Origin of the sequence: Corynebacterium striatum (assembly GCF_016728105.1) — a bacterium.
Taxonomy (GTDB): domain Bacteria; phylum Actinomycetota; class Actinomycetes; order Mycobacteriales; family Mycobacteriaceae; genus Corynebacterium; species Corynebacterium striatum.
The window spans coordinates 1,679,878-1,693,308 of the sequence record NZ_CP068158.1 but is presented as its reverse complement, the minus strand read 5'-3'; the positions used below and the strand labels follow the sequence as shown (position 1 = coordinate 1,693,308).

Here is a 13,431-nt window from a genome sequence, read left to right as displayed (position 1 = left end):
CAAGGAAAGGACCAAGGTTTCAGCGTGTCCATCACAGATAAGTCCCACCCGCTGCGCCCCACGCAGCCTGACGACGCCCACGTGTGGGACGTCGCTGCCGAGGTACCCGATCCGGAAATCCCCGTCATTTCCATCGCTGACCTTGGGATCCTCCGGGACGCTCGCCTGGAAGACGATACCGCGGTGGTCACGATTACCCCAACCTATTCCGGCTGCCCCGCCATGGAGCACATCACGACGGACATCACCACAGCGCTGACCGACGCCGGCTTTGCCAAGGTGCGTGTCGACCTCGTGCTCCACCCGGCGTGGACCACCGACTGGATGACGGAGACCGGCCGGCAAAACCTCAAGGATTACGGCATTGCGCCTCCCAGCGGTACAACCCGCGCCACGCCGGAAGGTCCTATCCCGCTCACACTCGAACCGCCACCGGCCATCGAATGCCCCCACTGTGGCTCCCGCCGCACACGTAAGCTTGCCCAATTCGGTTCCACGTCCTGCAAGGCTCTCTATAACTGCCAGGACTGTTTGGAGCCCTTCGACTACTTCAAGGTGCACTAATGACCACGACCCCGTCTGCCCCCGCAAAGAAGAAGGCCACGTTCAACACCCTGACCGTGTCCGAGGTGCGCGCCCTGACCGAGGACTCCGTGGAGGTTTCCTTCGCCATTCCTCCGGAGCTCCAGGACGACTATGACTACATCCCCGGCCAGTACGTTGCGCTGCGGGCAACTATCGACGGCCAAGAAGTCCGCCGCTCCTATTCCATCTGCGACGTGCCTCGCGATGGCGTGCTGCGCGTCGCCATCAAGCGCGACCGCGGTGGTGTGTTCTCCACGTGGGCCAACGACACGCTGCAGCCCGGCGACACCATGGACGTGATGAACCCGCAGGGCGCATTCACCTCGAAGACCCACCTGACCGGTCTGAACAATCCTGAGGCTGTCCGCGAGGAGCTGGAGAAGTTAGAGAATCCGCACCTCGTGGCCATCGCCGCGGGATCCGGCATCACGCCGATCATGGCTATCGCCCAGACCGTTCTCCACAGCTCCCCCGACACCACATTCGAGCTCATCTTCGCCAACAAAGGCGGCGGTGACGTCATGTTCGCCGAGGAGATTGGTGACCTCAAGGACAAGTTCCCCACGCGCTTTGCCGTGCACCATGTCCTCTCTCGCGAGCAGCGCGTCAATCCGCTGTTCTCTGGGCGCATCGACGCTGAAAAACTCCAGACCCTGCTGGATAACGTCGTGCGCACGGACAACGTCGACGAATGGTTCCTCTGCGGCCCCTTCGAGCTGGTGCAGCTGGTTCGTGATGAGCTGGCCAGCCGCAACGTGGGCGAAAAGGATGTGCGCTACGAGCTGTTCACCACCGGCAAACCTTCTGGGGATCAGAACCAGGCTGGCCGCCACGTCGAGGTCGATCCGGAAGGCGATAACGTCACCATCAACTTCCAGCTCGATGGCCTTTCCGGCTCGGTTGAGTCTCCGGTTTCTGCCAATGAATCCCTGCTCAACGCGGCCCTGCGCGTGCGTTCCGACGTCCCCTTCGCCTGCGCCGGCGGCGTGTGCGGCACCTGCCGCGCCAAGCTGGTCGAGGGCGACGTCGACATGGCGGAGAACTACGCGCTGGAGGCCGATGAGGTCAAGGCCGGCTACATCCTGACCTGCCAGTCGCGCCCCACCACGCCGAACATCGTCCTCGACTTTGACGCCTAGGAGAAACACCCATGATCGATTTACACCACGACGCCGAAGCCGGAATCGTTGAGCTCGTACTCAACAACCCCAAGGCCATCAATTCTCTCGCGGAGGAAGACCTCGCCGAGCTCTCCCGCTCCCTCGATGAGGCCGCGCAGCTTAAGCCCCGCGCGCTCATCCTGCGCGGTGAGGGCAAGGGTTTCTGCGCCGGCCGCAACATCAAGGGGCTCAATCCGTGCGAAGACGACGCCACCGCCTACCTCGCGGACGTTGTCACTCCCGTGCTCAAGAAGATCGACAACTTTCCTGCCCCCACCTTCGCCGCCGTGCACGGTCCCTGCCTCGGCGTGGGTCTTGGCCTCGCCTTGGCCTGTGACGTCGTCTACGTCGCCGAAGACGCCAAGTTCGGCTCCCCGTTTGCCAACCTGGGCGCCACTCTCGATTCGGGAGGGCACTCCCTCTTCGTCGAACGCCTCGGCACACACCGCGCGATGGACCTCATCATTACCGGCGAGCTCATCTCCGGCGCGGAGGCAGTGCGCGCGGGGCTCTTCTCCCGCGCAGTACCGGCAGAGGAACTGCTGGAGTTCACCCGGGGCATCGCCCAGCGCGCAGCCCACGGCGCCACCCAAGCTTTCCTCACCAGCCGCACCCTGGTCCAGGACATCCGCGATAACGGCACCGGGCTGTGGGCCAGCGTCGATGCTGAGAACATTGCCCAAGGCAAACTCTGCGATACCGAGGATTATTACGAGGGCTTTGCAGCTTTCAATGAGAAGCGTCCGCCGGTCTTCCACGGCCGCTAAAACCTCCAGACCTCCTAGAACACACAACAGCTAAGGAATCACATGACTGCATACCTGGTATCCGGCTTCCGCACCCCCGTGGGCCGCTACGGCGGCGCACTGTCCTCGGTTCGCCCCGATGACCTCATGGCCACCGCTATCAAGAAGACGGTGGAGGAGGCCGGACTCGACCCTTCCGCGGTGGATGAAGTCATCATCGGTAACGCTAACGGCGCCGGCGAGGAAAACCGCAACGTTGCCCGCATGTCCTGGTTGCTCGCCGGGTTCCCGGACACCGTACCGGGCATTACGGTCAACCGCCTGTGTGCTTCGGGCATGTCCTCGATTGCCTTGGCCACCGCCCTCGTGGAGTCCGGCCAGGCAGATATCGTCGTGGCGGGCGGCGTCGAATCCATGTCCCGCGCCCCCTGGGTCATGGAAAAGCCAAACAAGCCTTTTGCCAAGCCAGGACAGGTCTTTGATACCTCCATTGGTTGGCGCTTTGCCAACCCGAAGTTCGCGGAGCAGGAGAAGATGACCTACTCCATGCCGGAAACCGCCGAGGAAGTAGCCAACGTCTTTGGCATTAGCCGTGAGGACGCCGATGCCTTTGCGGTGCGTTCCCAAGAACGCGCACTCGCCGCTATCGAGGCCGGCAAGTTCGCCCGGGAAATCGTGCCGGTGGAGGTCACCGACCGCAAGGGCAACGTGACGGTAGTTGACACCGATGAGGGACCCCGCCCCGGCACCACGATGGAGGTCCTAGCCAAGCTGCGCCCGGTGACCTCCCTGGGTGACGTCACCACAGCGGGTAACGCCTCCTCGCTGAACGACGGCGCCTCCTGCGTCATTGTCGCCTCCGACGAGGCCCTCAAGAAGCACAACCTGACCGCACGTGCCCGCGTTGTCGCCAACTCCGCGCGCGGTGTGCGCCCGGAGATCATGGGCACCGGTCCCATCCCGGCGACCCGCGACGTGCTCGAGCGCGCCGGCTGGGAGCTGGACAGCGTGGATGCCATCGAGCTCAACGAAGCTTTTGCCTCACAGTCCATCGCCTGCATCCGCGAGCTGGGCTTGGATGAGGACAAGGTCAACGCCTGGGGCGGCGCCATCGCGCTGGGCCACCCGCTGGGTTCCTCCGGTTCCCGCATCACCTTGACCCTGCTCAACCGCTTAGAAACGGACGGGCTGAGCCGCGGCATCGCCACCATGTGCGTGGGCGTGGGCCAGGGTACCGCGATTGCGATTGAGAGGGTGTAAATGACGACTGCCATTGAGATTTCAACGCGCGGTGAGAGGGACGACATCGTCGTCGCCAAGCTCAACCGCCCCGAGGTGCGCAACGCCATCGATGAGCAGATGGTGGCGGAGTTCCACGAACTCTGCGCGCAGCTCGAGTCCGATCCCCGCATCCTCATCATCACCGGCTGCACGGTGGATACCCCGAAGGGCCCCCGCGGGATCTTCGCCTCCGGGGCGGACATCGCGCAGCTTCGTGAGCGCCGCCGCGAGGATGCCCTCCGTGGCATCAACTCCGGCATCTTCCACCGCATCGCTTCCCTTCCCGCCCCCGTCATCGCGGCGGTGGATGGCTACGCTCTCGGCGGCGGATTGGAGCTGGCGCTGGCCGCCGACTTCCGGGTTGCCACTCCTTTTGCCAAGTTTGGCCAGCCCGAAGCCGGCCTGGGTATCGCTGCCGCCGCGGGTGCCACGTGGCGCCTCAAGGAGTGCGTGGGCACCCCGCTGGCGAAGGAGATCCTGCTGGCCGGGCGCATCCTCAACGGCGAAGAAGCCCTAGCCAGCCACCTGGTCAGCGAACTGCACGAGCCGGATGCGCTTGTCGACGGCGCCCTAGACCTAGCCGGGCGCATCGCCCAGCAAGACCCGTTGGCCGTGCGCTTGACCAAGCAGCTCATTTCCATGCCTGATGCGGCGCACCCGGCGGTGGACAACATCGCCCAGGCCGTGCTCTTTGAGTCCCCCGCCAAGTTTGAGCGGATGCAGGCCTTCCTGGACCGCAAGAAATAAACCTTCCACTCACAAGGAGAGTTAAATCATGTCCCCAGTACTGCAGGTTCCTGCCAAGGTTGGTGTGCTCGGCGGCGGCCGAATGGGCGCCGGCATTGCTCACGCCTTCCTGGCCTCCGGCGCGTCCGTGACCGTGGTGGATATCAACGAGGATGCCGTGGCGGCCGCCCGCGAGCGCGTGCACAAGGCCATCCGCGGCTCCCTCGACCGCGGGGCGGAGGGCACCTTCGAATCCTGGGATGAGCGTCTCAGCTTTTCCACCGCCGCCTCCGCCTTTGCTGGTTTCGACCTCGTGGTTGAGGCAGTTCCAGAATCGATGGATCTCAAGGTAGCCGCCTTCCGGGATATCGCCGAAGCAGCCCCGCAAGCCGTCGTCGCCACCAATACCTCCTCGCTGTCGGTATCGCAGCTGGCGGAAAGCATCCCCAACGATGTCATCGGCCTACACTTCTTCAACCCGGTTCCGGCCTCCAAGCTGGTGGAAGTGGTTGTTGCCGAGTCCACCCCGGACACGCTCGTGGACGCCGCCAAGGGCTGGGTCGAGGGCCTGGGCAAGACCGCAGTGGTGGTCAAGGACGCCCCCGGCTTCGCCTCCTCCCGCCTCGGCGTGGCCATTGCGCTGGAGGCCATCCGCATGGTGGAGGAAGGCGTAGCCTCACCGCGCGATATCGACAATGCCATGGTGCTGGGCTACAAATTCCCCATCGGCCCGCTGGAGCTGACCGATATCGTCGGGCTGGACGTACGCCTAGGCATCGCCGAATACCTCGAATCCCAGCTGGGTGAGCGCTTTAGCCCGCCGCAGCTCATGCGCGACATGGTCGCCCGCGGGGAGCTGGGCCGCAAGTCCGGCAAAGGCTTCTACGACTATTCCGAGTAACCGTACTCTTCTCTGCCTGGCTCTGGCACCACAAAGCGATAACCCAAGCCGGGCTCTGTGAGTAGAAAACGTGGGTGGGCGGGGTCATCCTCCATCTTGCGCCTCAACTGGGAGGTGTAAATGCGAAGGTAGTGCCCCTGCCCCTCAAAGCCGGGACCCCAGATCTCAGAGAGCAGGTCCTCCTTGCGCACCAAGCCACCGTGGGCGCGAAGTAGCGTAGTGAGCACGCCCCACTCAGTGGGTGTCAGATGCAGCGGCTCGCCACCTTTGGTGATGGAATGGTGCGGAACATCAATCACGATATCCCCGGCGCGAACCACAGCGATCTCAGTGCGCCTCACCGGACTCTGTGGGCTACCATGCCGCAACGCCACTCTCACGCGGGCTAGAAGCTCCTCCATAGAGAAGGGCTTGGTCACGTAGTCGTCCGCGCCGCGGTCGAGAGCTGCGGCGCTAAACAGCGGATCGGAGCGCGCCGTCAGGATGATGACCGGTACCGCAGACCACCCGCGGATTCCTTCCAACACGACGGTGCCATCCATATCCGGCAGCCCCATGTCCAAAATCACAACGTCTGGCTGCTGCTGCGACACCACCTGTAGTCCCTCTGCGCCTGTACGCGCCTGGTGAACCTCGTAGCCACGAGCCTTGAAGTTAATACTCAACGTATTAAGTAGGCGGGGGTCATCGTCCACAATGGCGATGCTGGTTTTCTTCGTCGTCATTTTTGTTCTCCTCCCGCGACGGGAAACCGCAATATAAAGGTTGCGCCCGGGGTGGCAGCCACCTCGATGCTACCGCCCATGGCCTCTACAAAGCCTTGGACAACAGAAAGACCAAGGCCTACTCCGTTGTCGTTGCTGGTATCACCCAAACGCTGAAACGCTTGGAACAGTTCCTTCTGCTTCTCCGGTGGGATGCCCGGGCCTTCATCGACGACCATCAGTTCTACCTGTTCGGTGGTGGTCTGGGCACTCAAAGTAACGTCGCCGGTTGGCGCATAGCGCAAGGAGTTATCGAAGAGATTGGCCAAGACGCGCTCCATGAGCGCCGTATCCGCGCAGCACGTAACTCCACGCACGCTAGGGTCAAGGTGAATGCGCCCAATTTGCTCTCGGGAATGCCCAAAGGCACAGGAAGCGATGGCGCGATTAGCCACTTCGGCCACCTCGACGATGTCTCGGCGGGCGGTTATGGCGCCAGCTGTGAGCCGGGAGTAATCCAGCAGGTTGGTTACCAATCCGGTAAGTTCCTCGATGCTCGCCGCAGTTTCTGCCAAAAGCATGTCCTGGTCTTCGGGAGTGAATTCAATGTCAGCGTTGCGCAACGAGGACACCGCCAACTTGGCCGTCGCCAGCGGGGTACGCAGGTCGTGGCTCACACTAGACAGCAGCGCTCGGCGCAACTCGTCAGCAGCGGCTATCGCATCTGCGCGCGCGGCCTCAGCAGAGAGCTTTTCGCGGCGAACAATGCCTGCGAGATAGCCCGCTACCACGGTGACCAGACCTCGGTCACGAGCAGACAATGCCGGGCCCTCGAGACGCAGCTGAACCGTGCCATCTGCGCTCGCAACAACGGTGTCCACTTCCTGTTCATGGCGAATTTTTTCGGGAATATGAAGGTGTTTCGAGGTGCGTTCGGGGGTAGCTGCGCGCCAGGTGGCAAGAACGTCACCGTTTTCATCCAGCAGCTCTGCTCTACGACAATTAAAAGCCTCCCCCACCTTGCGCATCACGGCATCTTTCGGGGAAGAATCCGCGCGGCGATTCAAGGCGGCGCGGGAAAACACCGTGAGTAGCTCGGCATCGCGCGCAGCAATAGCCGCGTTCGCACGCTCAATCTTGGCGCGGCGCACGAGCATGCCGACGGCCAGCGCAATAGCCACCATGACTACGGCGATCACGGCGTTAGCGGGATCAGCAATATCGAAGGTATGGATCGGCACGGTGAAGAACCAGTTGACCGCTAGGCCGGAAGCCACCGCCACCACTACGGCCGGCCACAGGCCTCCCAGCAAACTGACAAGCAGGATGAGCGCAAAGTAGAACGCGGAACAAGTACCTGTTCCCAAATCCTGACCGTCCGCCTGCACCAACAGCGCAGTGAGCCCCACGAAAGCTAACGCTGAGCTAAGCCACGCGATGGCACGCTGCGGGAAGGGGCGGAAAGGATGCAGCATCCGTGTGAGCGGAAGTGGTTTTTCCGGGGGAAGGTTGACTATGTGGCAGTCAATCGAGCCGGATTCACGCAGCACCGTTTCCGCTACCGTACCGTGCCAGTGCACGCCGAAACGACGCCGCGGCGAGACCCCCACTACGAGCTGGGTGGCGTTGACACTCCGGGCAAAATTAAGCAGGGCTTCTGGGACGCTGTCCCCGGTAACCTGGTGCAGTCGTGCGCCCACATCCTGGGCTAAGGACTGCAGCCGGGCGAGCTGTTGCGCTGATCCCCCCACCGAGGAGGAACGAGAGGTGAAGGAATCACCGAAAACAACGTGGACCACGTGCAATTCCGCCGAGGATTTTGTCGCAATGCGCCGCCCGCGGCGGATAAGAGTCTCAGCATGGGCAACGTTTTGGATGGCCACAACCACCCGCTCACGCGCTTCCCACGTTTCGGTGATTTTCTGATCCGAGCGATAAGTGATGAGTGCCTCATCAACCTGATCCGCTAGCCACAGCAGTGCCAACTCGCGCAGCGCGGTGAGATTTCCCACGCGGAAGTAGTTGTTGAGTGCAGGCTCAATGCGTGCCTCACGGTACACGTGGCCGTCGCTCAGACGGGTGCGCAACAGCTGAGGGGAAACGTCAACAAGCTCGATCTCATCGGCAGCACGTACTACCTCGTCCGGCACTGTTTCCTGCGGCGCGATACCCGTGATCTGCTTGATAACGTCGTTGAGGCTCTCCAGATGCTGGATATTGAGAGTCGACATGACGTCAATTCCGGCGTCCAGAATCTGCTCAATGTCTTCCCACCGCTTCTCGTGAACCTCGCCGCGCGGGTTAGAGTGAGCAAACTCATCGACGAGAACGATCTCCGGGTGCCGCTGGATAACCGCCGTGGTGTCCATTTCACCCGCGGAAATGCCCTCGACAGCGCGCCTCGGTACAATCTCCAGCCCCTCGCACAGGGCCTTGGTGTACGCGCGCCCGTGGTCTTCCACGACCCCAACGACAACGTCGCGGCCTTGGTCGACCAGCGTGTGCGCTTCGCTGAGCATGGCGCAGGTTTTGCCCGCGCCGGGAGCGGCGCCCAACAGAATCTTCAGGGTGCCGCGTTTGACCCGCGTCGGGGGTGTCGTCGGTTCGGTCAACATTGCTTCATCTTATGAGCTGATCTTTATGAGCAGGGGGTAGGCGTGGGCAATGCAATGTTGAGTGTGGTCACATTTACCGTGTCCTCACCCAAGAAACCCAGGCTGGCATGCTCAGTATTGTCTGCAATCAGCTTCTTCACGTCTTCGATACGCATACTCTGTTCCCGGGCCACACGCGGAGCCTGCAGCTCCGCGTACTCAGGGCTGATGCCGGAATCCACGCCGGAACCGGAGCCGGTAACGGCATCGGCAGGCACGTGCTCCACTGATACGCCTTCGCGCTGAGCAATCTCCTCTCGGCGTTCCCGGATGGCCTTCTCTAGCTCCGTGCTTGATGTGCCGTAGTTACTCATACCTTCCGCGCGGGCGAAGAAGTAGGGGCCATTTTCCAAGCCATCCTGAATCTGAGTGGAACCGACCAGGCATTCACCCTGGTAGATAAGGTTTCCCTCGGCAGATTTCGGGGTGATGCGAGATATTCCCCACACCGCGGCCGGATAGATCATGCCCAGCGCGACGACGCATAAGAACACGGCGACGAATCCGGCGATGAGATTACGCAGATAAACACGCATTATTGCTTCCTTTTTCTTTGCAGGTTTTCTTTATAGGCCTGGAAGGAGGGAGACGACATGGTCGATAACCCAGATGCCGATGAAGGGGGTAATAACACCGCCGAGACCCCAGATGCCGAGGTTTCGACGCAACAGTGAGGACGCGGAGGCCGGCTTGTAGGACACACCCTTGAGCGCCAATGGGATGAGCGCGACGATGATGAGCGCGTTGAAGACAACTGCGGACACAATGGCGGACTCAGGGGAATGTAGGTGCATAACGTTGAGGCGCTCCAAGTGCGGCAACTGCGTAGAGAAAAGCGCCGGCAGGATGGCAAAGTACTTCGCCAGGTCATTGGCCAAGGAGAAGGTAGTCAACGCGCCGCGGGTGATAAGCAGCTGCTTGCCAATTCGGACGACATCGATGAGCTTTGTCGGGTCAGAATCCAAGTCCACCATGTTGGCAGCTTCCTTCGCCGCGGAGGTACCAGTGTTCATGGCCACGCCCACGTCCGCCTGGGCCAGCGCCGGGGCGTCGTTAGTACCGTCACCCGTCATGGCCACCATTCGGCCTTGTGCTTGCTCCTCACGGATGCGGGCGAGCTTGTCCTCTGGAGTAGCTTCGGCGATGTAATCATCGACGCCGGCTTCCTTGGCAATGGCTGCTGCGGTCAGCGGGTTGTCACCGGTCACCATGATGGTCTTGATACCCATCTGACGCAGTTCAGCGAAGCGCTCGGCCATGCCGGGCTTGACGACGTCACTCAGTTGCACCACCGCAATAACCGTGCGGCTGCCATCGGATTCTTCCACAGCGACAGGCAGCGGGGTGCCACCGTCTTGTGCAATCTGGGTTACGGAATCCTCGATCTCTTGCGGCCAGGTGCCACCTGCTTCAGTCACCCACTTGCGTACGGCATCGCCAGCGCCTTTGCGCAGCTTGCGGTGAGCCAGGTCGAGACCGGACATCCTCGTCGACGCGCTGAATGGAACGACCTCCGCACTCCGCGCTTCTGTATCTCCTTCGCTGGACAGGGAGTAGTTTTCAGTCAGCCAGGCCACGATGGAGCGACCTTCTGGGGTTTCATCCGCTAGGGAGGAAATGCGAGCAATCGCTGCAGCCTCGCGCTCGTCAACGCCCGAAGCCACAATCAGGCCGGTGGCCTGGCGGTTTCCGTAAGTGATGGTGCCTGTCTTGTCCATGAGGAGCGTGGCGACGTCACCAGCTGCCTCCACCGCACGGCCGGAGGTGGCCAGAACGTTGTGGCGAACGAGGCGGTTCATTCCGGCGATACCGACTGCCGAAAGTAGGGCGGCAATGGTGGTAGGGATTAGGCAGACCAACAGAGCGATAAGGGATAGTGGCGAAAGCTCCGCGCCGGTGAATAGACCCATCGGGGCAAGCGCAGCGACGGCGACGAGGAAGAGGATGGTCAGCGTGGAGAGCAGGATGCTCAGCGCAATCTCGTTCGGAGTCTTGCGGCGTTCCGCGCCCTCCACCAAGGCGATCATGGTGTCAACGAAGGTGGAGCCCGGTTCGGATGTGATTTTGACCTTGATGGAATCAGAGAGCACCACGGTGCCGCCGGTCACGGCACAGCGGTCACCGCCGGCCTCGCGGACCACAGGGGCCGACTCACCAGTAATAGCCGATTCATCTACGGTGGCAGCACCTTCGATGACGTCACCGTCACCCGGGATGGTCTCCCCTGCTTCCACACGCACGATGGCACCCTTGGTCAGCCCGGACGCGGGGACCACTTCAATGCCAGAGTCAGTAATGAGATTGGCGGTGGCATCATCGCGCACAGAGCGCAGACTGTCTGCCTGGGCCTTGCCACGGCCTTCAGCATAAGCCTCGGCGAAGGCGGCAAAGGCAATGGTGAACCACAGCCATACCGTCACAACCCATCCGTAAAAGCTGGGGTTGAGGATGGACCACACAGTGGTCAGTGCGGCGCCGACCCACACGACGAACATCACGGGGTTGCGTGCTTGGGCGAGCGGGGACATTTTGCTCGGCAGCGTTTTCAGCGCCGCAGCCGCGAGGCCGCTGTTCTTCTCCGGTGCGTTGCTATGAGGAGTCTTATCCGGCTCAGCGGTGATGGTGTGGGTTGTCATGATAGTGCCTCCGAAATGGGACCCAGGGTGAGGACGGGGAAGAAGGTGAGTGCTGCGACCAGCAGGATGACGCCGATGGTCAACAGGGAGAAGGTGACGCCGGACGTGGGCAAGCTGCCTGCGGTGGTGGCCTGGCGCTTCTGCCCTGCCAGGCTTCCGGCCAGGTATAGGGCGAAGACGATCGGCAGGAAGCGACCCAACAGCATGGCCAAGCCCAACGTGATCTGCCACCAGGGCTCAGTCACCGTCAGTCCAGCAAAGGCAGAACCGTTGTTATTCGCCGCCGAGGTAAAGGCGTAAAGAACTTCCGACAGGCTGTGGGCATTATCAGCCGTTCCCGGCGCACCGAAGTTGGTCGCTGAAGCTTCCACGAGCTTGCGCTGCGCCACGGAAGCGCCGACACCCACAAGAACCAGAACCGGCATGGTGAGGATGTACAGGCTGACCGCTGAAATTTCCTTGCGGCCAATCTTGTTGCCCATAAACTCCGGTGTGCGGCCCACTAGGAGGCCACCGATGAACACAGCGAGGATAGCCACAACCAACAAGCCATAGAGGCCAGTACCCACGCCGCCCGGCGCGATTTCACCCAGCAGCATGTTGAGGATGAGCAGACCACCGCCCAGTGGGGAATAGCTATCGTGCATAGAATCCACCGCACCAGTCGAGGTACCCGTGGTAGACACGGCGAACAGTGCTGAGGCATCAATGCCTAGTCGCTGTTCGATACCTTCCATGTTGGCGCCTGCCAACTGAGACGCACCGCCGACAAGGGTGTGCTGTGCCCAAGTCACCAGAACAACCATGACGGTCCACAAACCACCAGCCACGCTGAGCAGCGTCCACGCGTGCTTCTGCGACTTAAGCATCACACCATACGTGCGAATCATGCAGAAAGAGATGACAAGCAGAGAGAAGATCTCCACCAGGTTGGTAAAGCCGGTCGGGTTCTCAAACGGGTGCGCAGAGTTGGCACCGAAGATGCCACCGCCGTTGGTACCCAGGAGCTTAATGGCTTCCTGGCTGGCCACGGGAGCACGGGAAATATCTACACCGGACTCCGTAACCAGGTTCGAGCCAAAGGTTTGCATGGTTCCGCCGAGGACGAGCACGGTGGAGATGAATAGCGACAGGGGAAGCAGGATGCGGACGAGGCCGCGGGTGAGGTCCACCCAGAAGTTGCCGATGAGGTGCTGACCATTCTCGGTTGCCAACGTATCGCGGTCATAACCCAAGTGGCCGATGCCGCGGATCAAGGCAACAGCAACACACATGCCCACTGCGGCTGAGGCGAAGTTTTGCACGGTCAGGCCCAACATCTGGGAGGCGTTGGTCAGGGTATCTTCACCCGAGTAGGACTGCCAGTTGGTGTTGGAGGTGAAAGAAGCCGCGGTGTTGAAGGCCATCCACGGCTCCACTGCGTCTTCGCGGGCGTTGCCAAAGCTTGGCAACACTGCTTGGAGCCGCTGCACTGCGTAAAGGACGAGGACGGAGGCCAAGCTGAAGCCCAGCAGCGCACGAGTGTAGTTCTTGGCGTTATGGCCCCGGTTAGGGTCAATACGCAAAATTCTGTACACAAGGCGCTCGACAGCCCAGTCTTTTTCAGAGGTATATGTGCGGGCCATCCAATTGCCCAGCGGCACGTAGGCCGCCGCTAGAAGTGCAAGGAGGGCAAGATACTGCGGCGCCACCGCCGCAATGCTAGCGATCATGCGAAACGCTCCGGGTCAATAAGGGAAATGATGAGATAAGCCACGAGCGCGACAACAATGATGAGCCCGATGACTGCTGTGATGGTGTTCATGTTCTACGCGTCTCCGTCCATAAACTCGTTGATGGAGGAAGGACCGCTGAACGCAAGGACCACGATCACAATGACCAGAATGTCCAACATGTGGGAGAGACCCCCTTGGGTGAAAGCGATACTAGGTGTGCCCGGTGCCCCAAAGCACCAAGCGCCGGTGCATAGTGCACCTGCCGAGCACTGACGTTAGGCCCGTTCCCCCTGGGACCTACCGGTTATTTGCGGCTTCTTTAC

The 13,431-nt window shown here is 61.5% G+C and carries 12 protein-coding genes; 6 read left to right on the top strand and 6 right to left on the bottom strand.

The features are described from left to right. Window positions 1-24: 24 nt before the first annotated feature. The 6 genes from paaD to I6I72_RS07985 are packed head-to-tail and all read left to right on the top strand — an operon-like array spanning window position 25 to window position 5,399. Complete coding sequence (gene paaD / locus I6I72_RS08010) at window positions 25-564, top strand: 1,2-phenylacetyl-CoA epoxidase subunit PaaD (RefSeq protein ID WP_049146708.1); 540 nt, start codon at window positions 25-27, stop codon at window positions 562-564. Beyond that, a complete protein-coding gene (gene paaE / locus I6I72_RS08005; RefSeq protein ID WP_049146706.1) occupies window positions 564-1,724 on the top strand; it encodes a 1,2-phenylacetyl-CoA epoxidase subunit PaaE in 1,161 nt (386 codons plus the stop codon). Before paaD ends, paaE begins: the two co-directional genes overlap by 1 nt. 11 nt (window positions 1,725-1,735) lie before the next feature. Then, on the top strand, window positions 1,736-2,512 hold the full coding sequence (locus I6I72_RS08000; RefSeq protein ID WP_201806678.1) for an enoyl-CoA hydratase/isomerase family protein: 777 nt from the start codon (window positions 1,736-1,738) through the stop codon (window positions 2,510-2,512). Between the two features lie 42 nt (window positions 2,513-2,554). Continuing rightward, window positions 2,555-3,751 carry a thiolase family protein gene (locus I6I72_RS07995; protein ID WP_049146703.1) on the top strand — a complete coding sequence of 399 codons (1,197 nt, stop codon included), beginning with the start codon at window positions 2,555-2,557 and terminating at the stop codon, window positions 3,749-3,751. After that, a complete protein-coding gene (locus tag I6I72_RS07990; RefSeq protein WP_049146700.1) occupies window positions 3,752-4,519 on the top strand; it encodes an enoyl-CoA hydratase/isomerase family protein in 768 nt (255 codons plus the stop codon). 28 nt (window positions 4,520-4,547) lie between these two features. Next, window positions 4,548-5,399, top strand: coding sequence for a 3-hydroxyacyl-CoA dehydrogenase family protein (locus I6I72_RS07985; RefSeq protein ID WP_049146698.1), 852 nt, complete (start codon window positions 4,548-4,550; stop codon window positions 5,397-5,399). Here the strand turns inward: I6I72_RS07985 and I6I72_RS07980 are convergent. The 6 genes from I6I72_RS07980 to kdpF are packed head-to-tail and all read right to left on the bottom strand — an operon-like array spanning window position 5,387 to window position 13,197. Next, window positions 5,387-6,124, bottom strand: coding sequence for a response regulator (locus I6I72_RS07980; protein WP_049146696.1), 738 nt, complete (start codon window positions 6,122-6,124; stop codon window positions 5,387-5,389). The genes I6I72_RS07985 and I6I72_RS07980 overlap by 13 nt on opposite strands. After that, window positions 6,121-8,718 (bottom strand): ATP-binding protein, encoded by a 2,598-nt coding sequence (locus I6I72_RS07975; protein WP_086890532.1) that lies wholly within the window; start codon window positions 8,716-8,718, stop codon window positions 6,121-6,123. The genes I6I72_RS07980 and I6I72_RS07975 overlap by 4 nt, the downstream gene beginning before the upstream one ends. 23 nt (window positions 8,719-8,741) lie before the next feature. After that, complete coding sequence (locus I6I72_RS07970) at window positions 8,742-9,293, bottom strand: potassium-transporting ATPase subunit C (protein ID WP_049146693.1); 552 nt, start codon at window positions 9,291-9,293, stop codon at window positions 8,742-8,744. 30 nt (window positions 9,294-9,323) lie between these two features. Next, on the bottom strand, window positions 9,324-11,393 hold the full coding sequence (gene kdpB / locus I6I72_RS07965; RefSeq protein WP_053085010.1) for a potassium-transporting ATPase subunit KdpB: 2,070 nt from the start codon (window positions 11,391-11,393) through the stop codon (window positions 9,324-9,326). Then, entirely contained in the window at window positions 11,390-13,102 is a 1,713-nt protein-coding gene (gene kdpA / locus I6I72_RS07960) for a potassium-transporting ATPase subunit KdpA (protein ID WP_370450468.1), read from the bottom strand. Before kdpA ends, kdpB begins: the two co-directional genes overlap by 4 nt. Then, complete coding sequence (kdpF, locus tag I6I72_RS07955; protein ID WP_039672809.1) at window positions 13,102-13,197, bottom strand: K(+)-transporting ATPase subunit F; 96 nt, start codon at window positions 13,195-13,197, stop codon at window positions 13,102-13,104. The genes kdpA and kdpF overlap by 1 nt, the downstream gene beginning before the upstream one ends. Between the last annotated feature and the right edge of the window lie 234 nt (window positions 13,198-13,431).